The sequence below is a fragment of the Streptococcus suis genome (genome assembly GCF_017601095.1).
In the GTDB taxonomy this organism is placed as follows: Bacteria; Bacillota; Bacilli; order Lactobacillales; family Streptococcaceae; genus Streptococcus; species Streptococcus suis_Z.
Window position 1 is genome coordinate 33,600 of sequence record NZ_JAGFUX010000010.1, and the last position, 23,294, is coordinate 56,893.

Sequence of the window (23,294 nt, forward strand, 5' to 3'; positions counted from 1 at the left end):
GTTTCATCTGGTGACGCGGAGCTAGTTGACCGTCACCAGTTATCTTGTGAACGCACTTATATCTAGAAAGGAATTGAACACGCCCTAAACGCTGTGTGAAAAAGACAAATTCTCCTAGAGCGTTAACGCTCTTCGTCAAATTTCCTATTTTCACCGTGCGTTTTACGGGCTCTGTATCTTAAATTATGCAAGAAAATATTGTGATTCATGGGGCTCGTGCCCATAACTTAAAAAATATTGATGTGACAATTCCGCGTGAGAAGTTGGTGGTGGTGACTGGTTTGTCAGGCTCTGGTAAGTCGAGTTTGGCTTTTGATACCTTGTATGCCGAAGGCCAACGTCGCTATGTGGAGTCTTTGTCTGCCTATGCTCGTCAGTTCTTGGGCAACATGGACAAGCCTGATGTGGATTCCATAGAGGGTCTTAGCCCTGCTATTTCTATTGACCAAAAAACAACCTCGCGGAATCCGCGTTCGACGGTTGGAACGGCAACAGAAATCAATGACTATCTCCGCTTGCTTTATGCTCGGGTAGGGATGCCTTACTGTATCAATGGACATGGGGCCATTGCGGCTTCTTCGGTGGAGCAGATTGTCGATGAGGTTTTGGAATTGCCAGAACGCCAACGTTTGCAGATTTTGGCGCCAATTGTGCGAAAGAAAAAGGGGCAACACAAGACCATTTTTGAGAAAATCCAGAAGGACGGCTATGTTCGGGTGCGGGTCAATGGTGATGTCTATGATGTGTCGGAAGTGCCAGAATTGTCTAAGAGTAAGGCTCACAACATTGAGGTCGTGGTCGATCGGATTGTCATCAAAGAGGGCATTCGTTCGCGGCTCTTTGACTCGATTGAGGCGGCCTTGCGGATTGCGGACGGCTATGTCATCATCGATACCATGGATGAGAAGGAAATGCTTTTCTCTGAGTACTATGCCTGCCCAGTTTGTGGCTTTACAGTACCAGAGTTGGAGCCTCGTCTATTCTCATTCAATGCTCCTTTTGGGTCTTGTAGCGACTGTGACGGTTTGGGCATGAAGCTGGAAGTGGATGCGGATTTGATTGTCCCAGATGCCAGCAAGACCTTGCGTGACGGTGCCTTGGCTCCGTGGAATCCAATCTCATCCAACTACTATCCTCAGATGTTGGAGCAGGCCATGAATCACTTTGGTGTGGACATGGACAAGCCTTTCGAGGAATTGACGGAAGAGGAGAAGAACCTGATTTTCAATGGATCGGATGGTAAAGAATTCCATTTCCATTATGAAAATGAGTTCGGTGGGGTGCGTGATATCGATATTCCCTTTGAGGGCTTGATTACCAATATCAATCGCCGCTACCGTGAAACCAACAGTGACTATACGCGGACGGTTATGAAGGCTTACATGAATGAGCTGACCTGTGGAACCTGCCACGGCTATCGCCTCAATGACCAAGCCCTGTCTGTTAAAGTTGGTGGCGAGCAGGGACTTCATATAGGACAGTTGTCTGATTTGTCCGTGGCGGATCATTTGCAAGTCATTGAAAATCTGACCTTGTCTGAAAATGAAGCCACCATTGCGACGCCCATTGTCAAGGAAATCAAGGATCGCCTGTCCTTCCTTAATAACGTAGGTTTGAATTACCTGACTCTTTCACGAGCAGCAGGTACGCTTTCGGGTGGTGAGAGCCAGCGGATTCGTTTGGCGACCCAGATTGGGTCCAACCTGTCAGGTGTCCTCTATATTCTGGATGAGCCGTCGATCGGTCTGCACCAACGGGACAACGACCGCCTGATTGCCAGTCTTAAGAAAATGCGTGATTTGGGCAATACCTTGATTGTGGTGGAGCATGACGAGGACACCATGCGGGAGGCGGACTGGTTGATTGATATCGGTCCAGGTGCGGGTGTCTTTGGCGGAGAAATCGTGGCCTCTGGCACACCAGCCCAAGTAGCTAAAAATAAAAAATCCATTACAGGCCAGTACCTGTCTGGCAAACGTGAAATTCCAGTTCCTTTGGAACGTCGTGTTGGCAATGGTCGATTCCTGGAGGTGACCGGTGCCAAAGAAAACAACCTGCAAGATGTGACTGTTCGGTTCCCACTTGGGAAATTTGTAGCGGTGACAGGGGTGTCTGGTTCAGGGAAATCAACCCTGGTCAATTCCATTTTGAAAAAAGCTATCGCCCAGAAACTCAATCGCAATTCGGACAAGCCAGGTAAGTTCAAGTCCATTTCAGGAATCGAACACTTGGATCGCTTGATTGATATTGATCAAAGTCCGATTGGACGGACACCGCGTTCCAACCCAGCTACCTACACAGGTGTATTTGACGATATTCGGGACCTCTTTGCCCAGACCAATGAAGCCAAAATCCGTGGCTACAAGAAGGGACGGTTCTCCTTTAACGTCAAAGGTGGTCGTTGTGAGGCTTGTTCTGGTGACGGGATTATCAAGATTGAAATGCACTTCCTGCCAGATGTCTTTGTACCTTGTGAAGTCTGTCATGGACACCGTTACAATTCTGAAACCTTGGAAGTACATTACAAGGAGAAAAATATCGCTCAGGTCCTTGATATGACTGTCAATGACGCGGTCGAGTTCTTCAAGCATATTCCGAAGATTGAGCGGAAACTTCGCACCATTCAAGATGTGGGCTTGGGCTATGTTACTCTAGGTCAGCCAGCAACGACCCTATCAGGTGGGGAAGCCCAGCGGATGAAGTTGGCCTCTGAACTCCACAAGCGGTCAACTGGTAAATCCTTGTATATCTTGGATGAGCCAACGACAGGCTTGCATACAGAGGACATTGCCCAGTTGCTCAAGGTCTTGGCTCGCTTTGTCGATGACGGTAACACCGTCCTTGTCATTGAGCACAATCTGGATGTCATCAAGACAGCCGACCACATTATCGACATGGGACCAGAAGGCGGTGTCGGCGGTGGTACCGTTGTTGCGACAGGAACACCAGAAGAAGTAGCAGCTAACCCAGCCAGCTTTACAGGCCAGTATTTGAAAACCAAGTTGAAGTAAAAAGTCGCCACGCGGCTTTTTCTTATTTACTGGAAGTTTATTGGTAATTCTGTGCATTTCTGCTATAATAGTTACAATATCTTTGGAGGTAGATTATGCAAAATCGACTTGAAAAACTTCGTGGAAAAATGGCTGAGCAGTCGATAGAGGCTCTCTATGTGACCAATTTGAAAAATGTTTATTATCTGACAGGTTTCTGGGGGTCGGCAGGAGTGGTGCTGATTACGCCTAGCCGCCAGGTTTTGATTACAGATGACCGCTATATCACCTATGCCCAATCGGTTGTCACAGACTTTGAAGTTCTCTCCAATCGAGATGAATTGGGAACGACAGCTGGCTTGGTTAAGGATATGGGTATCAAAGAAGTGGCCTTTGAGGATGAGATTTCAGTAGCCTATTTCAAGTCCATGGAAGCTGTCTTTGCTGGAACGACTCTTAGACCGACTACCAATCTGATTGCAGACCTGCGGATGATTAAGGATGCGGCAGAGCTTGCCACCATTCAGCGAGCTTGTCAGATTTCAGACCAGGCATTTATTGACGCTTTAGACTTTATCAAACCAGGTAAAACAGAGATTGAAATTGCCAATTTCTTGGACTTTCGTATGCGGGAAATGGGGGCAGAAGGGGTATCTTTTGATACCATTGCTGCATCGGGTTACCGCTCTGCTATGCCCCACGGACGTGCGTCCAATAAGGTGATTGAGGCTGGCGAGGCTTTGACGCTGGACTTTGGCTGCTTGTATGACCACTATGTCAGCGATATGACGCGGACGGTCTATGTCGGTTCGGTCAGTGATGAAGAGCGAGAGATTTATGAAACCGTTCTGGCGGCGAATCAAGCCTTGATTGCGACGGCTAAGGCGGGTATGGAATACAAGGAGTTTGACGGTGTCCCACGTCGTGTCATCGAGCAGGCTGGTTATGGTCCTTACTTTACCCACGGTATCGGGCACGGAATGGGCTTGGATGTTCACGAGTATCCCTACTTTAGCCGAACAGCTACGGATCCCATTCAGGCAGGTATGGTATTGACTGATGAGCCGGGCATTTATCTTGAGGGCAAATACGGTGTCCGTATCGAAGATGACCTACTGATTACGGACACGGGTTGTAAGGTGTTGACTTTGGCACCCAAAGAATTGATTGTCATTTGAGAAATCTGTCAGTTTGTGGTAAAATAAACCGAATAAATAAAATTTGAAGAGGTATTCAATACGATGATTGAAGCAAGTAAACTTAGAGCAGGTATGACCTTCGAAGCAGAAGGTAAGTTGATTAAGGTTTTGGATGCGAGCCACCACAAGCCAGGTAAGGGCAATACCATCATGCGTATGAAATTGCGTGATGTGCGTACAGGTTCAACTTTTGACACGACCTACCGTCCAGATGAGAAGTTTGAGCAAGCCATTATCGAAACCGTCCCAGCTCAATACCTTTACCAAATGGATGACACTGCCTATTTCATGAATACTGAGACTTACGACCAGTATGAAATTCCAGTAGCAACTATTCAAGAAGAATTGCTCTACATCTTGGAAAACTCTGACGTGAAAATCCAATTCTACGGAACGGAAGTGATTGGTGTTACTGTACCGACTACTGTTGAGTTGGTGGTTGCAGAAACCCAGCCATCTATCAAAGGTGCGACTGTAACAGGTTCAGGGAAGCCAGCTACAATGGAAACTGGTTTGGTTGTTAACGTACCAGACTTTATCGAAGCTGGACAAAAATTAGTGATTAACACTGCAGAAGGAACTTACGTTTCTCGTGCTTAATAGCGACTAGAAAGGAGAGCCCATGTCAAAAGAACATCAAGGCGAAATCATTATTGCACCGCGCGTGTTAGAAGTTATTACAGGAATCGCTGCGGCTAAGGTGGAAGGGGTTCACTCTCTGCATAACAAACGCGTGGCAGATAACCTCTCAAAATCCGCTTTAAACAGAGGTGTTTATCTTCAATCAGATGATGAGGGCATCTTGACAGCAGATATTTACGTTTATCTTGAATATGGAGTAAATGTTCCAGCTGTTTCAATGGATATTCAACGTGCAGTCAAAACAGCTATCCGTAACTATGCAGAAGTAACAGTAGCAGCGGTTAATATTCACGTTGATGGGATTGTTCCCGACAAGACTCCCAAGCCAGCCTTGAAAGACTTGTTTGGAGAGGATTTTTTGGATGAAGAATAATTCAAGACATTACCTACGCCAGTGTGCCTTACAGGCCATTGTTTCAGTGGAATTTGGGCAGGAGCCTGTTCAGGCGGCTCAATTTTCTTACGTTTATGACAAGGAAGAAGAGGCAGAAGGGATCGAAATTCCTCTCTTCTTGCTCAATTTGGTAACAGGTGTTGCCAGCCATCAGGAAGAGTTGGACAAGGAATTATCTACTCGCTTGAAAGCAGGTTGGACCTTGGATCGTTTGACCTTGATTGATAAAAGCATCCTACGTTTGGGCTTGTTTGAAATCCTATACTTTGAAGAAACTCCAGCAAAGGTTGCGGTCAATGAAGCAGTTGAATTTGCAAAGCAATTTTCAGATCAAGCATCTGCAAAATTTATCAACGGTATCCTCAGTCCCTTCATCAAAGAAGAAGCTTAACTTCAGATTGGTAACTAAAAGAATAAGACTTGGTTAATAAATTCCAAGTCTTTTTGTCTGCAAAAAATTGAAAAACCAAGGCTAGTAGGATTACTAACCTTGGTAGTCTAGAATGAGAACTTATAGGCTCTTGCCTGCCAATAAACTAATTGGAAGTGAGTAATCAGTCTGTTTGAGTTCATTGCCATCGATTTTTTGAAGCAGGAGATCGACCAGTAAACCAGCGATTTCCTTGAGCGGTTGTCGGATGGTAGTCAATTGGGGGTAATGGGTTTCTACAAAAAAAGTTCCATCGTAGCCAATCAATTTTAAATCCTGTGGAATAGAGAGCCCTAGCTGTTGGGCAATATTCCATACCAGCATAGCTGTTAGGTCACCAGAGACAAAGACCCCGTCTGGCTTGTCGGACTGGAGGATCGATTTGATTTCCATCTCCTTTCGAATCGGAGAAAAATCACTTGAGATATGATGGATAGTCGCAGATGGAAAGATGGAGGAGAATCCGACTTGACGCAAACCTGTTGGTGAATTTGAATCGTCGTTTCCTGTAATCATAATCGGTCGCTTGCAGCCAGCCTTTTGGAGCATCTGAGCAGCCAAGACTCCTCCTCCTCTGTTGTCGGATGAAACAACCGGGATTGATGGTGATAGATTTCGGTCAAAGGAAATAATCGGGGCAGAAACCCGGTCATAGTCCTTGATACCAAGGTTATGACTGCCAGAGATAATGCCGTCAACCTGGTTGGCGGCTAGCATTTCTAAGTATTCTCTTTCCTTTTCTGACTCATGTTGGCTATTGCAGATGATGGTTTTATAACCGCGGTTGAAGAGTTCACTTTCTAGGTGGCTGATTAATTCTGCGTAGAAGACATTGCTGATATTTGGGAAAATCAAGCCGACTAATTTTGCCGACTTGCCTTGTAAACTCCGAGCCAGGTTGTTGGGTTTGTAGCCCAATTCTTTCATTGCCTCCTGGACTTTTTTGACAGTTTTTTCAGAAAGATAGCCCTTTTTGTTGATAACACGAGAAACCGTTGTCGGGCTGACTCCTGCTAGCTGGGCAACATCAGTTAGTTTTGCGACCATAGTCTAAGTGGTAATAGGTTCCAGTTGGGTTTCCGGCTGTTATGGCAATGCCAGTCTGATCAGCATCTGGGAAGACCCGTCCAGAGAACACTTTTTCTCCTTTATTGATGAAAATTTCAAAGACTGATTTGTCAATGAAGATAGATGCACTGGTTTCAGCCTTGTCAATGGTGCAGGAACGTCTGGTTCCAAAATCCAGAGCGAAAGCTTGTCCGCAGTCCTTGCGGTCCACGGTTATTATACCATTTTCAGTATCTAGGGTCAAAGTTAGCCCTTTGTTTTCCTTGTTAGCAAAGAGGACTAGCTCAGTCTTGCTGTTGGCAGGAATGGTCAAGTCTAGTTCATAAATATTGTTGGTTTCTTTTTGATTTGAAAATGGCTGAGCTTCTTGACGCAGGCTGGTGATGGCTTCGACAGGGTACTGGTAGAGTTTGCCGTCCTTGATTGTCAGCTCTTTGACCAAGGACAAGCAACCTTGGTAATCGAAAGCATCGGTTGGGTATTCAACATCTGGAAGGGCCAACCAGCTGACAGATAGGGCACGGCCATCCGGAGCATTGAAAGCCTGGGTTGCGTAGCATTCAAAACCATAGTCAAGATTAATCAACTCACCCGGATCAACAATAGTCGCAGTTTCAGGGTCAAAGCTCTGGCCAATCTTGTACATATTTGGATAGATGTTGCCGTAGTCCAACACTTCTTTGTCCAACCCTTGTGGACAGTAGAGGAGGATAGGTTGCTCACCGACAAAGGCAATGTTTGGACACTCCATCATGTAGGCGGTCATGTCATTGGCGAAATCCAGGTCACCGACCAAGGTCCAGTTTAGGTAGTCGTTGTTTTCGGCTTTATAGAGTTTGACAATCCCTTTTTTATCCAGATTTTGTCCGCCGACAATGGCGTAATACTGCCCCTTGTAGTTAAAGATTTGCGGATCGCGGAAGTGGTCAGTTGTATCTTCTGGTTGGTCGATCAAGATTTTATCAATCTTTTCAATCTTGCCGTCCTTGTCCATCAAGGCACCGATTTGGTATGGATGGCGGACCCAATTTTCATCGCGGACATTTCCTGTATAGAAGAGGAAGAGTTTGTCACCGAATTCCATAGCAGAACCAGAGTAGGCACCGTGGCTATCAAGTGGGGTATCTGGATACATAACCGTGCCTGTTTCTTCAAAGTGGACCAAATCTGTTGACTCAGTATGAACCCATGATTTTAAGCCATGTGCAGCACCAAATGGGAAGTACTGGTAGAACAAGGTCCATTTTCCATTAAAATAGGAAAAGCCATTCGGGTCATTCAAAAGACCATGTGGAGTTTCAATGTGGAAGTTGGTTCTCCAAGGGGAACTCTCTGTGTTTTTTTTGATTTTTTCAATATATTCTGGCGTCCAGTCAGCATAAGCTCGGTAACGCTCTTCAGTTGTAAAAGCCATTTGTTTACTCCAAATCTTCTAATTGTTCATTTAATATAGTAAACGTTTTCTTTCAAAAAATCAAGTTTTTACTAGTTTTTTAAGTGAATTAGTAAAAAAATGTGATAAACGTTTGACATATTCATTAAAAGTGTTATAATAGGACCATAGAAAGTTTGAAAACACTTTCAAAAACATAAAAATAAATAAGGAGATTTTTGCAAGATGAACAATACAGAAATTGCAAAAAAGGTCATTGACGCCCTTGGCGGACGTGAGAACGTACGTAGTGTTGCCCACTGTGCGACTCGCCTCCGTGTAATGGTTGTTGATGAGAGCAAAATCGACAAGGATACAGTCGAAGACATTGAAAAAGTACAAGGTGCTTTCTTTAACTCAGGTCAATACCAAATTATCTTTGGTACTGGTACAGTTAACAAAATCTACGATGAAGTCGTTGCCCTCGGTTTGCCAACAGCGACTACTGGTGAGCAGAAAGCAGAAGCTGCTAAACAAGGTAATGCTTTCCAACGTGCTATCCGTACCTTCGGTGACGTATTCGTTCCAATCATTCCTGCTATCGTAGCAACTGGTCTTTTCATGGGTCTTCGTGGTCTTTTGACACAAGAAGCAATCATGGGAGCTCTCGGTGTAACAGAATGGAACGCTGACTTCATTACGTATACTCAAATCTTAACAGATACAGCCTTCATCATCTTGCCAGCCTTGGTGGTGTGGTCAACCTTCCGTGTATTCGGTGGTAACCAAACAATCGGTCTTGTGCTCGGTATGATGTTGATTTCAGGTTCATTGCCAAACGCTTGGGCAGTTGCTTCAGGCGGCGATGTGACTCCACAAATTTTCTTTGGCTTCATTCCAGTTGTTGGTTTGCAAGGTTCGGTCTTGCCAGCCTTCATCATCGGTATCGTTGGTGCTCAATTTGAAAAAGCAGTTCGCAAGGTTGTTCCAGAAGTACTTGATCTCTTGGTAACTCCGTTCATTACCCTCTTGGTGATGTCAATCCTTGGTCTCTTCGTAATTGGTCCAGTTTTCCACGTAGTTGAGAACTACATCTTGCTAGGTACACAAGCAATCTTGGGCTTGCCAATGGGTCTTGGTGGTCTCCTTATCGGTGGTGTTCACCAAATCATCGTTGTATCAGGTGTTCACCATATCTTCAACTTGCTTGAGTCACAATTGGTAGCAAATACTGGTGCTAACCCATTCAACGCAATCATCACTGCAGCGATGACAGCACAAGGTGCTGCTACAGTAGCGGTTGGTGTGAAAACGAAGAACCCTAAATTGAAAGCTCTTGCTTTCCCAGCAGCTCTTGCAGCCTTCCTGGGTATTACTGAGCCAGCTATCTTTGGTGTTAACTTGCGTTTCCGTAAGCCATTCTTCTTGTCATTGGCAGCAGGTGCTCTTGGCGGTATGGTAGCATCACTTCTTGGTCTTGCAGGTAACGGTTTTGGTATCACGATCATTCCAGGTACACTTCTTTACGTTGATGGTCAATTGCCACAATACTTGCTCATGGTAGCAATCTCATTTGCAGCAGGTTTTGCTTTGACTTACTTCTTCGGTTATGAGGATGAGGAGAAAGACGTAAAAAAGCCTAATGCTTCAGCACAAGAAACAGCAAAAACGCTTGAAGAAGCAGAGACAGGCCTTGTAGCTGAAGAAACGCTTGTATCTCCACTTTCAGGTGACGTAGTTGCCCTTGAAAATGTTAATGACCCAGTCTTCTCTTCTGGAGCTATGGGTAAAGGTTTGGCAGTTAAACCAACTGAAGGTGTTGTTTACGCACCAGCAGATGCAGAAGTAACAATCGCTTTTGAAACAGGTCATGCATATGGTTTGAAAACAGCTTCAGGTGCAGAAATCTTGATCCACATCGGTATTGATACAGTATCAATGAACGGTAACGGATTTGAGAAATTGGTTGCAGCTGGCGACAAGGTGAAAGCTGGTACGCCACTTGCCAAATTCGATGCAGCTAAGATTGCTGAAGCAGGTCTTGATGATACAACTATGATCATCGTGACAAACACAGCAGACTTCACAGAAGTTTCACCACTTGCTGAGGGAACAATCGCACATGGTGCGGACTTCCTTAAAGTTGCTAAATAATTCTAAGGCTTGCAAGGCTTTCATAACCTGCTTGGTCAACACAGTCAAATATGACTTGCCAAGTACCTCCCTTCATCTTTATGAAAGTTAAGTCACTACTTAGGAAATACCAAGAAAAAGGCGCTAGCCTTTTTCTTCTGTTTCTATCTATGGTATAATAGATAAGATAAAACATTGGAGAAAAAAGATGACGAAATTATATGGTAGCTTGGAAGCTGGTGGTACAAAGTTTGTTTGTGCCGTTGGTGATGAGAATTTCCAAGTAATTGAAAAAACACAATTTCCAACGACAACACCTTACGAAACCATTGAGCGTACAGTAGAATTTTTCAAACGCTACGAAGATCGTTTGGCGGGTATTGCCATTGGTTCTTTTGGGCCGATCGATATTGACCAGAACTCACAGACTTATGGCTACATTACCTCAACGCCAAAACCACACTGGTCAAACATTGACTTGCTTGGTTTGATTGCTAAAGAATTTAACATTCCATTCTACTTTACAACAGATGTTAATTCATCTGCCTATGGTGAAACCTTGGTTCGCAAGGGAGTGAAAAGCCTTGTTTATTACACAATCGGTACAGGTATCGGTGCTGGTGCTATTCAAAATGGTGAGTTCATTGGTGGCTTGGGTCATACGGAAGCAGGTCATACTTATGTTGCCTTGCACCCTTATGATGTCAAGCATGAGTTTAATGGAGTTTGTCCATTCCACAATGGCTGTTTGGAAGGCTTGGCAGCTGGTCCATCTCTTGAGGGTCGTACTGGTATCCGTGGTGAATTGATTGAACTTAATTCCGATGTTTGGGATGTTCAGGCTTACTACATTGCTCAAGCAGCGGTTCAGGCAACCCTGCTCTACCGTCCACAAGTCATTGTATTTGGCGGTGGTGTAATGGCTCAAGAGCACATGCTTAACCGTGTGCGTGAGAAGTTTGTTGGCCTCATGAATGACTACCTACCAACACCAGATGTGAAAGACTACATCGTGACACCAGCTGTTGCAGAAAATGGTTCTGCGACACTTGGAAACTTTGCCTTAGCTAAAAAGATTTCGAAGTAAGGAACAGCCCTTTGGGGCTGTTTTTGCATACTTTTGAACAGTTTTCATCTTTACTTGGAATTTTCATGTAAAATTTGGTATGATGGGAACATAGAATGAATGAGGTAGTAAACATGGAACCATTGTTTTTACATCCAGTAATGCAGGAAAAAATTTGGGGAGGAAGTCGACTTAGGAAAGAATTTAATTATGTTATCCCTAGCGAGACGACTGGAGAGTGCTGGGCAATCTCAGCCCACCCTAATGGTGTATCCACCGTTGTCAACGGAGCTTTTGCTGGTTGGGGCTTGGATCAACTCTATAGCCAGCATAGGGAATTGTTTGGAAATAGCCAAAGTCCAGTTTTTCCTTTGCTGACCAAGATTTTAGATGCTAATGATTGGCTGAGTGTACAAGTGCATCCTGATGATACCTACGGTCTAGCCAATGAAGGGGAATTAGGAAAAACAGAATGTTGGTATGTGATTGCGGCTGATGAGGGGGCGGAGATTATCTATGGTCATGAAGCCCAGTCCAAAGAAGATTTGGCGGCACAGATCCAAGCTGGCAATTGGGAAGACTTGTTGACTCGGGTGCCGGTGAAGGCAGGAGACTTTTTCTTCGTGCCAAGTGGTACCATGCATGCGATTGGTAAGGGCATTTTGATTTTAGAAACCCAACAGTCCAGCGACACGACCTATCGTGTATATGACTTTGATCGACGAGATGATCAAGGGAAACTGCGTGAATTACATATTCAGCAATCGATTGATGTGACTTCGATTGGTCAGCCAGCAAACAGCCATCCCGACCGACAAATTGTCGGAAATTTGGCAACAACGACCTTTGTCAGCAATCCCTTCTTTACGGTCTACCAATGGCAAGTATCTGGTCCAGTAGAGATGAAACGAGTAGCAGATTATTACTTGGTAAGCGTGCTTGAAGGCCAAGGACAGTTGACTGTTGGAGCGCAAACCTATCCATTGCATAAAGGACAACACTTTATTTTACCGAGTACAGTAGCATCCTGGAAATTTGATGGACAACTTGACTTAATCGTTAGTCATCCCTAAAAAATTGTATATATTGAATTGGGTTTGGTCTGAACTACACCTTGAAATCAAGCTATAATTATGATACAATTACTAATTGAACTGAAACAAAAGTAGGTATAAAATTTATGGTAAGAAATATGCTTCGCTCCCTCATCGAAAACGAGAAGGGCGAATTACGAAAATTGGAGAAAATGGCTGATAAGGTCTTTTCTTATGCGGAACAGATGGAAGCCCTCTCAGATGAAGAATTAAAGGCAAAAACTGTCGAATTTAAGAACCGTCACAATAACGGTGAGTCCTTAGATGATTTACTTTTCGAGGCATTTGCGGTCGTTCGTGAAGCTTCTAGACGTGTATTGGGTTTGTATCCTTATAAGGTACAGGTCATGGGTGGGATTGTCCTTCACAACGGTGACGTGCCAGAGATGCGCACAGGTGAAGGTAAAACCTTGACTGCGACCATGCCTGTGTACCTCAACGCTCTATCTGGCAAAGGCGTTCACGTAGTAACGGTCAATGAATACCTATCAACACGTGATGCAACTGAGATGGGTGAATTGTATTCTTGGTTGGGCTTGTCTGTCGGTATTAACTTGGCAGCCAAATCACCATTTGAAAAACGCGAAGCCTATAACTGTGACATTACCTATTCAACCAACTCCGAGATTGGCTTTGACTATCTTCGTGATAACATGGTGGTTCGTGCAGAAGAGATGGTACAACGTCCCTTGAACTATGCCTTGGTCGATGAGGTTGACTCTATCTTGATTGACGAAGCACGGACGCCATTGATTGTATCAGGTCAGCAAGGTTCAGAAACCAATCAACTCTATTTTTTGGCAGACAAATTGGTCAAATCACTAGATCCGGATGATTACATCATCGATGTGCCATCTAAGACAATTGGTTTGGCAGACTCAGGAATTGACAAGGCAGAGAAATTCTTTAAGTTAGACAACTTGTATGATATTGAAAACGTAGCGATTACTCACTTCTTGGACAATGCTCTTCGTGCCAACTACATTATGACCTATGATGTGGATTACCTGGTCAATGATGAACAAGAAGTCATGATTATCGATCCATTTACAGGACGTACTATGGAAGGTCGTCGTTACTCGGACGGTCTTCACCAAGCCATTGAAGCCAAGGAAGGGGTTCCAGTTCAAAACGAATCCAAGACAAGTGCTTCGATTACCTACCAAAACCTCTTCCGTATGTATAAAAAACTTTCTGGTATGACTGGTACTGGTAAGACAGAGGAAGAAGAGTTCCGTGAAATCTACAACATTCGCATTGTTCCGATTCCAACCAACCGTCCGATTGCACGTATTGACCATGAAGACTTGTTGTATCCAAGTTTGGAATACAAGTTCAATGCCGTTGTGGCCGATGTTAAAGCGCGTTATGAAAAAGGGCAGCCAGTTCTGGTTGGTACTGTCGCAGTTGAAACATCTGACTATCTTTCACAACGCTTAGTGGCGGCGGGTATTCCTCACGAAGTATTGAATGCGAAAAACCACTACCGTGAAGCGCAAATCATCATGAATGCAGGTCAACGTGGTGCTGTGACAATCGCTACCAACATGGCGGGTCGCGGTACAGATATCAAGTTGGGCCCTGGTGTTCGAGAGCTTGGAGGTCTCTGTGTTATTGGTACAGAGCGCCATGAGAGCCGTCGTATTGATAACCAGCTTCGTGGTCGTTCTGGTCGTCAAGGTGACCCAGGTGAGTCTCAATTCTACCTTTCTTTGGAAGATGACTTGATGAAACGCTTTGGTTCAGAACGCATTAAGGCCTTTATGGATCGAATGAACCTGACAGAAGAAGAGTCAGTCATCAAATCAGGTATGTTAACACGCCAAGTTGAAGCGGCTCAGAAACGTGTTGAAGGAAATAACTATGATTCTCGTAAGCAAGTTCTTCAATACGATGATGTCATGCGAGAACAACGTGAGATTATCTATAGCCAACGCTATGATGTCATCACAGCCGATCGAGATCTTGCTCCAGAAATCAAGAGTATGATCAAGCGGACCATCGAGCGTCAGGTTGCTGCCCACCATCAATCTGAGCAGGAGGAGGCTGTTCAAGGTATCTTGAAATTTGCACAGATGAACCTGGTTGATGAATATTCCATTCAATTTGAAGATTTGGAGAATCTTTCAGAAGAGGAGATTGTAGAAGAACTCTACAATCGATCGATGGAGGTTTACCAAAGTCAGGTTGACAAGTTGAAGGATGAAGAACGTATTCAAGAATTCCAAAAAGTCTTGATCTTGCGTGTGGTAGATAACAAGTGGACGGATCACATTGACTCTATGGATCAATTGCGTAATGCAGTTAGCTTGCGTGGTTATGCACAAAATAACCCGATTGTGGAGTACCAATCAGAAGCTTTCACTATGTTTAATGACATGATTGGGGCTATTGAGTTTGATGTGACACGCTTGATGATGAAAGCGCAAATTCACGATAACATTGAACGTGAACGTGCAGCTCAAGAGGCGCATACGACAGCAGTTAAAAACATTATTCCAGGCCAGTCTGAACAAGTGGCGGAAGTGGCATTTGAGGGCGTTCATCGTAATGACCCATGTCCTTGCCAGTCTGGTAAGAAGTTTAAAAACTGTCACGGTCGCAAATAAGAAACAAAGGATAAAAAGAGGTCTTGGATACCATTCCAGACCTTTTTTGGAAGCAAGATGATTATTGGACATGGCATTGATTTGCAGGAGATTTCAGCTGTTCAAGCTGCGGTCGACAAGCACTCTAACTTTCCCCAGCGGATTCTGACAGAAGAGGAGATGGCTCGGTACAGGGAGTTGCCAACAAAACGGCGGATGGCCTATTTAGCGGGGCGTTGGGCTGCCAAGGAGGCATTTTCCAAGGCCATGGGCACTGGGATCGGGACCCTAGGTTTTCTGGACATTGAGATTTTGTCCGATCGACGAGGGGCACCTTTTGTCAGCCGCTCCCCGTTTGAAGGGAGGGTTTGGGTTTCCATTAGTCATTCTGGAAATTTTGCCCAGGCTAGTGTCATTTTGGAGGAAGATCATGAAGGCAAGCAGTAGTAGGCCAAGTTGGGCCCAAATTGATTTAGAAAATATTTCCTATAACCTGGAGCAAATGAAGTCTCACTTACCTGTTCGTCAACAAGTTTTTGCGGTCGTAAAGGCAGACGCTTACGGGCATGGTGCCTTAGCGGTTGCCAAGCAACTAGCTAGTCAGGTAAACGGATTTTGTGTTGCTACATTTGACGAAGCCTTGGAGCTGAGACAGGCAGGAATTGAGTCCCGTATTTTGGTACTGGGGGTCATTCCGATTGAACAGGTAGAGCAAGCTGGGCAGTTAAGCATCTCCATTACTGTGACCAGCTTGGAATGGTTGCAGTTGGCTCTTGCTGGGCAGGTGAGCTTTGATCAAGTGGCTGTTCACATCAAGATAGATTCAGGTATGGGTCGATTGGGCTTTAGACAACCTGCAGAGATGTTGGAGGCTTTGGAGATTTTGGACCAAGCTGGTGCGTATTTTGAAGGAATCTATACCCATTTTGCGAGTGCAGATGAGCAAGATGACCGTAGGTTCCATGGTCAATTGGCTCGATTCCAAGAATTTTTGGCCCAGCTGGAATCCTTGCCAGCACTTGTACATGCTAGCAATTCTGCAGCAAGTCTCTGGCAGGACCAGGCGCTCTTCACTATGGTCCGTCTAGGAGATGTCCTCTATGGTTTGAACCCAAGTGGACGAACCTTGGAATTGCCCTTCTCAGTTCGTCCAGCACTCAGTCTCTATTCAGAAATCGTCCATGTTAAACGCCTTGAAGCTGGCGCAACGGTTGGCTATGGCCACACCTATACAAGTCAGGTAGAAGAGATTATCGCCACTGTTCCAATCGGTTATGCGGATGGATTGCGCCGTTCGCTGCAAGGTTTTCATGTTCTGGTAGATGGACAGATTTGCCCGATTGTGGGGCGTGTCTCAATGGATCAAATTACCATTAAACTACCGAAAATCTATCCATTAGGAACCCGAGTGACCTTGATTGGCCAAGACCAAGATGCAATCATCACAGTACAGGATTGGGCAGACTATCTGGGGACGATTAACTATGAAATCACTTGTATGTTATCCGATAGATTGCCTCGAAAAATCGATTAAAAAAGTCCGAAAGGACTTTTTTTGTTTGTTAAGATCTGACTTGAAAGAATATATAAACTATGTTAATATATAAACAACGATATTTTTCTACTAAAATGTAAACGCTTACAAAGGAGGGCAAGTGATGAGGCGGACAGATCATACTCATCTCGAACGTCGCTATCGTTATGCGATTCGGAAATCTACTCTTGGAGTAGGGATCGCTGTCGTCGGTTTTTTTTTAATGGGGGCAAAATCGACACTGGTTTTGGCGGAAGAAGTACCAGTTCATTCATTAGAAACACTGATTGAAGAGGAGAGCACCTTAAGCGAAGAGGTAGAAGCTCCATCTGAACTGCCTCCTGTTGAGGTGAACCTTCACCCTGCAGGGGAGGTAGCTCTAGCTGAGGCAGGAGCCGCCTCAGAGACTATGTCAAGCAACCTTGTAGCTGGAAAAGAAGTGACTTCTTCAGGCATTGAAGAAGGTACCGGTTTTCTAGCTAGCCACGTGGTGGATCAAGACTTAGCAACGCGCTTTTCAGGAGCGCGTATGAAGGCAAATGGGCCTGTCGATCCGGCTGCTCCTCAAACAAGCCAATGGTTGGAAATTGATTTGGGGAACCAGGCAAGTGTGGACTCGATTGCGATTGATTTCTTCCAAAAGGTCTATGCCAGTAACTACCAGGTTGCGACATCTGCTGATCGGGAAAGTTGGCAGGAAGTTGCTACTAGACGTTTGGAAGCCAGTCCTACCACGGTTAATCCGACTGATTTGATCCGATTCGAGACAGCAAAGGTAGTTGAGCGGTATCTACGTTTTACTTTTAACCAGGTCAATCCTTATGCGCATGGCAACTCAGTTTCCATCAAAGAAATAAGGGTCATGGGACGCATGTTGGGAGAGGAAGCCGCTCCTACTGCTGGACAGAATCAGCCATTTGTAGAAAGTTTGATCTCACGCAATCGCCCAGCCACTTCTTCAGGTGTGGAAGCTGGAACAGGGACTAGACCAGAGTTTGCTTTTGATGCCGATCCAGCCAGTCGCTATGCTGCTCAAGATATGAAACCAAATGGACAGGTAGCGGCTGATTATAACCAAACACCCCAATGGTTACAGGTCGACCTTGGCGCAGCATCGCGCATCAGCTCGATCGAAATTGATTTCTTTAGAAAGGTGTATGCGACTGATTATGAAATTCTAACAGCAGATGAAGAAAATGACAGTCAGTGGACTAGTTTAGTCCGTCGTAATGAGTTGCAGGACAGTCAGACACTTGAAAATCAAAGTGACCGTATACAATTTGAGAGTCCGCTTGAAGCTAAACGCTTTGTACGTTTTCGGTTTGACAAGGTCAATCGTTTTGCGGGAGGCAAGGCTGTTTCTGTGACCGATATACGTATCAAGGGGATGTTGACAGAAGAGGTTAGAACACCAGTCGATCCTATTGCCAAGCTAGCCAATGCCAGTCTAGCTGTGGCAGATGGACGGGTTGTCTTGACCAATATCCAAGAAGATGATGAATACATCTATGACATCATTGGATCAGCCAAGGAGTATGTCGTTGAAAACGATGGCCGTATTTCATCCTACATTCTTAATGACCAAGATGTGGTTATGCTGGTTGCAGCACGACGGAAAAACGACCAGTCCATTTTGCCAGCCAGCAAGACCAATAAGACCATACGTATCGCTGCTAACCATCAGGAAGAGGTCTCTGGAAGTAATCAAAAGCCAAGTCTAGCTTTGGAGATTCAAGAATTTTTAGCTGGACAAGGCATTCGTCAGTTAAGCGAGTCGGACAAGGTCTATATCGATCCAGCCTTCAAGAAGCAGTTTGACCTCTTTAACCAGGACTTATCAGATATTCTGGGCTTCTCTCTCAGTCAGACTAGTCGAGAAGAAGCGACCATTGTCTTCCAATTGTCCGATCAGTATAACCTGAAAGATGAAGGCTACCTTTTGCGAGTTGGAGAAAAAATAGAAATCTTTGCAGGTAGTGAAAAGGCCATCAACTATGCAGCAGTGACCCTGGCTCAAATGTTGCAAAAAGATGGGCACCTGACCCAGGGTGTCTATCGAGATTATCCAAACTATGCCATTCGAGGTATGTTGCTAGATGTGGCTCGGATTCCTATGCGGATGGACTTCCTGAAGGAAGTTTCTCGTCTGTTCCGCTGGTACAAACTAAATGAACTGCATCTCCATCTAAATGACACCCAATGGCCGGCAAGTGGCAATCGGGCGGATGTTGAAGCCTGGAGAAAAACGGAGAAAGCCCATCGCTTGGAGTCTCCAACATTCCCATCCTTGAATCAAGGTGATTTCAAGCATGATCGCTATGAAGGAGAATATGATTTTTACCGAACGACCTATGGCAATCCATCCTATAGTTTGGAAGAATTTCGAGCCTTCCAGGCAGAAAACAAGGCGGCTGGTATCCAGATTCTAGCTGAAATTGACAGCCCAGGGCATTCGTCTGTTTATAGTATTTATGCTCTTGACAATCCTGATAATATTGACTATCTGGGACAGCCAATCCATCACCCTAGGGACTTAGAAGCTTTGGCTATTAACGAAGAAGTCTTGCCAGAACGGACGGCACGTGCCAAACGCTTTATCACTGATCTGATTACAGGATATTTGGATGAAGAAATTTTTGATTATGGTCATATTCATCTGGGGGTTGATGAATATTGGCAAAAAGAAGGTAACGTAGAGAGTTTCCGTACCTATCTAAACGAGCTCAATGCCCTTGCTAAGTCCAAAGGAAAAACCTTGCGAACTTGGGGAGCCCTTTCAAAATTCAACGGTACTACACCAGTAGATAAGGACATCATCTTTGATGAGTGGGCCCAGTACGAGTCGGTTTCTGTTGATCGAATCAATGAAGGCTTTAAGGTTGTCAATGTTCCACAGCCCTTTACCTATGTGACACCAGGACGTAATCACAAAGACATCATCAATGAGCAGTACGTTTTTGAACATTGGAATCCAACCATTTTCAACTTTGATTATGCCAATGCCTTAGTAGGTGAACCAAATCTGTTGGGGGCTAAGGGAGCCATGTGGGGAGATGAACATGCAGAAGGGATTGAAGAGAGTGATCTCTACTACCGTTTGGAAAAATCCTTGGCTATGATTGGATTTAAAACTTGGAATGACCAGACCAACCGTTCCTACTTGGACTATCAGATGTCTATGGAAGCGACCAAGTTACGCAAAAATTACATGCCGCTTGAGAGCAAATCGGAAGTATTGGTGCACATTGATGCAAACCATGTCCTTGATGGCTCCGTCGTGGATTTGAGCAACAACAACCGCAAGATTCAGTCTGTTGGGGACCTAACTGTGGAAGAGTTAGATGGGGAAAAATGGTTCAAGTTTACAGGTGACAACCATCTCTTGACGGACATTGAGACCATTTCTCTTCCATACACGATTGAGATGACCTTTAGACCGACAGCGATTGACCAGGGAAGTCTGCTCTTCAGTGAAGATGGAGCGATTTATCTCAATGGGACAGGTCGAAAACAGGATGGCACCGTAGCGAGCGGCCTGATGCTCAACCGATATTTTTATAGTCAGTTCCTTCATCCTCAACTGGAAGCGGGGCGTGATTATAAACTAACTCTGGCTGGAACCCGTCAGGTATTGACCCTGTACTTAGATGGTCAAAAAATTGTCACCCTTTCGCATGATGAAAATGCTCCGACTGGCACAGACAAGAATTTCCGAACCAGTTTTAACCTTCCGTTCAAGGAAATTGCCAAAGGATTCAAGGGTTACATAAAAGATATCAAGGTTTATAATCGAACCAGTAGTGCCGAAGAGGTGATGACAGAAGGTTTGGGCAAGGTCAACATTGCCCTGCACAAGCCTGTTTACGACTATCGTAACCATTCCAATTTCTGGAATCAGAATATCCGTCCATACCATAAGGGAAATATCACAGATGGAGATACAGAAGCCAGTGAAGGCCGCTGGAATTCGAGTGATAGGGATACGGATTTCTTTATCGTCGATCTAGGCAGTTCGCAGGATATGTCATCAATTGAGGTTCTATTTGATGCGAACCGCCTGGCTACGGATTTTAAGATCCTTGTTTCAGATGATTTGGAGGAATTTCGTACCATTCATACCAGCAGTGGCAATACACAGGCCAAGTTAGCTATCGCCATTCAACCAACTAAGGCTCGCTATGTCAAATTTGAAAGTCTAAAGCGTCAGGCTGGAAAAAATGAAATTGCCGTGAGAGAGCTTCGGGTTTATCAGGATTTGGATCTGGCGGACAAAGCAGAGCTTGCGAGACAGTTTGCAGAAAAATTAGTGGATTACGACAACCAAGATTGGTTGACCATCCACACTGTCCTACATAATAAATATGCCTCTGCCAATACGGTCCGACAAATGCTCGCACTGGTTTCGACTTTAGCTGATAAGCCAGACGAACCAGCTGAACCAAGTACACCAGTCGTATCAAACCCATCAGATGATGAGCCAATCATACCAGAAGTACCAACTCCGCCAGTTGACGCGCCAAGCACACCGGGCGTACCAACTCCGCCAGTTGACGCGCCAATCACACCGGAAGTACCAACTCCGCCGGTTGATGAGCCAAGCACACCAGAAGTACCAACTCCTCCGGTTGACGCGCCAATCACACCAGAAGTACCAACTCCTCCGGTTGATGCGCCAATCATGCCAGAAGTACCAACTCCGCCAGTTGATGAGCCAATCACACCGGAAGTACCAACTCCTCCGGTTGACGCGCCAATCACACCGGAAGTACCAACTCCTCCGGTTGACGCGCCAAGCACACCAGAAGTACCAACTCCGCCAGTTGATGCGCCAATCACACCGGAAGTACCAACTCCTCCGGTTGATGAGCCGAACGTTCCGGTTGTTCCAACACTACCTACTACTGATCCGAGTGATTCGGAAGATCCGGTAGTTACTGAAGGTCAATTTGTCGCTCCCGCCAGCCATCGAGTACCGGCTTATGACTGGGGAGCTCGGGTGACCTTGATGGATCGGGAGTCTGGAGTTAAGGTAGAAGGACCAGCCTTGTATTTATACGGAATTGAGAATATTCTCGTACGTATAGAGACTGTTGAGCATTCGCTTTATTATAAACTTATCTTCCTCGATCAAGCGGGTCAAGAAGTACAACCATATGGACCAGTACAGTTGTTCATACCAGTTGTAGCTGATGTAGCAAGAATTCAGTTGCTGACAGCTGAAGGACCACGTGAGTTGCTCTTCCAAATGGAGAAAGAAGGCATGTGGTTGACTAGTGCTTACGGTGGAGACTATGTCTTGACGCTTACTAAGCGTCAAGACAAAGACCAGTCTATGCAGCCAATCAAACAGGCAAATACAAAACCTGTTGATTCCGTTCTTCCAAAAACTGGCCAAGAAGCTAGTACCCTTCTATTTATGGGGCTAGCAAGTCTGGGCATGGCTAGCTGGATGAGAAAGAAAAGGGATTAGTAAAAAAGATAGAAAAAGTGAAATCCTTAGCTCTTGTCTAGGGATTTCAAATCTTATAAGGAAATAGCTTGACAGAATCCAGCAATGGGATTACAATAGAAACAGGTGGATATAACCAGTTGTTTAATATAATATATTGATAAAAAGGAGGGATGGCATGGCGCAGTACATTCATGCAAAATCAGTCATCTTGTCAGATTCAGAAGTAGAAAATGCTTATTTAGAACTAACAGAAGCAGGTACTTTTGGTCAGATTCTGACAGAAAAACCAGAAGGGGATATTATTGATTATTCCGACTATCATCTGGCACCAGGCTTGGTGGACACCCACATTCATGGCTATGCATCCCACGATGTCATGGACAATGATTTTGAAGGCATCAAGGTCATTTCAGAAGGCCTCTTATCTTGTGGGGTAACTTCTTGGTTGCCAACGACCTTAACTGATTCTACTGAAAATCTAGATGCAGTCTGTGAAACCATTGGAACCTATGCAGGTCAGGAAACAGGTGCTAAGATTCAGGGCATTTTCTTAGAAGGTCCCTTCTTTACAGAAAAATACAAGGGAGCTCAAAATCCCAAGTATATGAGCGATCCATCAATTGACAAATTGGATAAATGGCACCAGCTTTCCAAGGGTCTGGTCAATAAAATCGCCATTGCACCAGAAAGAGAAGGGGTGACAGAATTTATCGAATTTGCCAACAGCAAGGCCATTCATACAGCTCTAGCCCATAGCGACGCAACCTATGCGCAAGCAGAAGCGGCTGTAAAGGCTGGTGCAAATATTTTTGTCCATGTTTACAATGGTATGAGTGGGCTACATCATCGTGAGCCAGGAATGGTTGGTGCAGCCATGAACTTAAAAAATGTTTATGCAGAAATGATTTGTGATGGTCACCATGTTCATCCAGCGGCAGCAGAAATTGTTGTCAAGGCGCGTGGCGCAGAAGAAACTGTATTGATTACGGACTGTATGCGAGCAGGAGGCATGGGTGAAGGTGATTCTCGACTTGGAGAATTTGAAGTCGTTGTAAAAGACGGCACAGCCCGCCTCAAGCACAATGGCAGCTTGGCAGGATCTATCCTCGAATTGATTCAAGCTGTTCAACATGTGGTTGAATGGGGCTTGGTTTCCCTGCCTGATGCCCTTCGAATGGCATCTTTGGCACCAGCTCGTTCTGTCAACATCGACCATGTTTGTGGTCAGATTGCAGAAGGACGGGCAGCAGACTTTATCGTCGTAGATGATGCAGGACATTTGCAAGCTACCTACCTCGATGGAGTCAAACGATTCGGTTAATAAAATCCTTA

15 protein-coding genes are annotated in these 23,294 nt (G+C 45.0%); 13 read left to right on the forward strand and 2 right to left on the reverse strand.

Annotation, left to right across the window (positions count from 1 at the left end):
• Positions 1–185 precede the first annotated feature (185 nt).
• The 5 genes from uvrA to nusB all read left to right on the forward strand — a co-directional run bounded on the left by uvrA (position 186) and on the right by nusB (position 5,616).
• Entirely contained in the window at positions 186–3,011 is a 2,826-nt protein-coding gene (gene uvrA / locus J5566_RS08650) for an excinuclease ABC subunit UvrA (RefSeq protein WP_208562953.1), read from the forward strand.
• Positions 3,012–3,106: 95 nt separating this feature from the next.
• On the forward strand, positions 3,107–4,168 hold the full coding sequence (locus J5566_RS08655) for a M24 family metallopeptidase (protein ID WP_208562954.1): 1,062 nt from the start codon (positions 3,107–3,109) through the stop codon (positions 4,166–4,168).
• A 63-nt stretch (positions 4,169–4,231) separates the two neighbouring features.
• Positions 4,232–4,789 (forward strand): elongation factor P, encoded by a 558-nt coding sequence (efp, locus tag J5566_RS08660; RefSeq protein WP_105122500.1) that lies wholly within the window; start codon positions 4,232–4,234, stop codon positions 4,787–4,789.
• A gap of 22 nt (positions 4,790–4,811) precedes the next feature.
• The gene (locus J5566_RS08665) at positions 4,812–5,204 is read left to right on the forward strand and encodes an Asp23/Gls24 family envelope stress response protein (protein ID WP_208562955.1); all 393 of its coding nucleotides are present in this window, start codon (positions 4,812–4,814) and stop codon (positions 5,202–5,204) included.
• Positions 5,194–5,616 carry a transcription antitermination factor NusB gene (gene nusB / locus J5566_RS08670; protein ID WP_208562956.1) on the forward strand — a complete coding sequence of 141 codons (423 nt, stop codon included), beginning with the start codon at positions 5,194–5,196 and terminating at the stop codon, positions 5,614–5,616. Before J5566_RS08665 ends, nusB begins: the two co-directional genes overlap by 11 nt.
• A 120-nt stretch (positions 5,617–5,736) precedes the next feature.
• Here the strand turns inward: nusB and J5566_RS08675 are convergent, their stop codons facing one another.
• Positions 5,737–6,702 carry a LacI family DNA-binding transcriptional regulator gene (locus J5566_RS08675; protein ID WP_208562957.1) on the reverse strand — a complete coding sequence of 322 codons (966 nt, stop codon included), beginning with the start codon at positions 6,700–6,702 and terminating at the stop codon, positions 5,737–5,739.
• Positions 6,683–8,137 (reverse strand): sucrose-6-phosphate hydrolase, encoded by a 1,455-nt coding sequence (locus tag J5566_RS08680; protein ID WP_208562958.1) that lies wholly within the window; start codon positions 8,135–8,137, stop codon positions 6,683–6,685. The genes J5566_RS08675 and J5566_RS08680 overlap by 20 nt, the downstream gene beginning before the upstream one ends.
• Positions 8,138–8,341: 204 nt before the next feature.
• On the opposite strand from J5566_RS08680, the gene J5566_RS08685 reads away from it, so the two are divergent.
• The 8 genes from J5566_RS08685 to nagA all read left to right on the forward strand — a co-directional run bounded on the left by J5566_RS08685 (position 8,342) and on the right by nagA (position 23,283).
• Positions 8,342–10,249, forward strand: a complete 1,908-nt coding sequence (locus tag J5566_RS08685; RefSeq protein ID WP_208562959.1) for a sucrose-specific PTS transporter subunit IIBC — start codon at positions 8,342–8,344, stop codon at positions 10,247–10,249.
• Positions 10,250–10,436: 187 nt separating this feature from the next.
• A complete protein-coding gene (gene scrK, locus J5566_RS08690) occupies positions 10,437–11,315 on the forward strand; it encodes a fructokinase ScrK (RefSeq protein WP_208562960.1) in 879 nt (292 codons plus the stop codon).
• A 113-nt stretch (positions 11,316–11,428) separates the two neighbouring features.
• Positions 11,429–12,367 (forward strand): mannose-6-phosphate isomerase, class I, encoded by a 939-nt coding sequence (manA, locus tag J5566_RS08695; protein WP_208562961.1) that lies wholly within the window; start codon positions 11,429–11,431, stop codon positions 12,365–12,367.
• 107 nt (positions 12,368–12,474) lie between these two features.
• Positions 12,475–14,997, forward strand: coding sequence for a preprotein translocase subunit SecA (gene secA, locus J5566_RS08700; RefSeq protein ID WP_208562962.1), 2,523 nt, complete (start codon positions 12,475–12,477; stop codon positions 14,995–14,997).
• Positions 14,998–15,054: 57 nt separating this feature from the next.
• Positions 15,055–15,423 (forward strand): holo-ACP synthase, encoded by a 369-nt coding sequence (gene acpS, locus J5566_RS08705; protein ID WP_208562963.1) that lies wholly within the window; start codon positions 15,055–15,057, stop codon positions 15,421–15,423.
• A complete protein-coding gene (alr, locus tag J5566_RS08710; RefSeq protein ID WP_208562964.1) occupies positions 15,407–16,510 on the forward strand; it encodes an alanine racemase in 1,104 nt (367 codons plus the stop codon). The genes acpS and alr overlap by 17 nt, the downstream gene beginning before the upstream one ends.
• 124 nt (positions 16,511–16,634) lie before the next feature.
• Positions 16,635–21,980 (forward strand): discoidin domain-containing protein, encoded by a 5,346-nt coding sequence (locus tag J5566_RS08715; protein ID WP_208562965.1) that lies wholly within the window; start codon positions 16,635–16,637, stop codon positions 21,978–21,980.
• A 157-nt stretch (positions 21,981–22,137) separates the two neighbouring features.
• Positions 22,138–23,283, forward strand: coding sequence for an N-acetylglucosamine-6-phosphate deacetylase (nagA, locus tag J5566_RS08720; protein WP_208562966.1), 1,146 nt, complete (start codon positions 22,138–22,140; stop codon positions 23,281–23,283).
• Positions 23,284–23,294 lie beyond the last annotated feature (11 nt).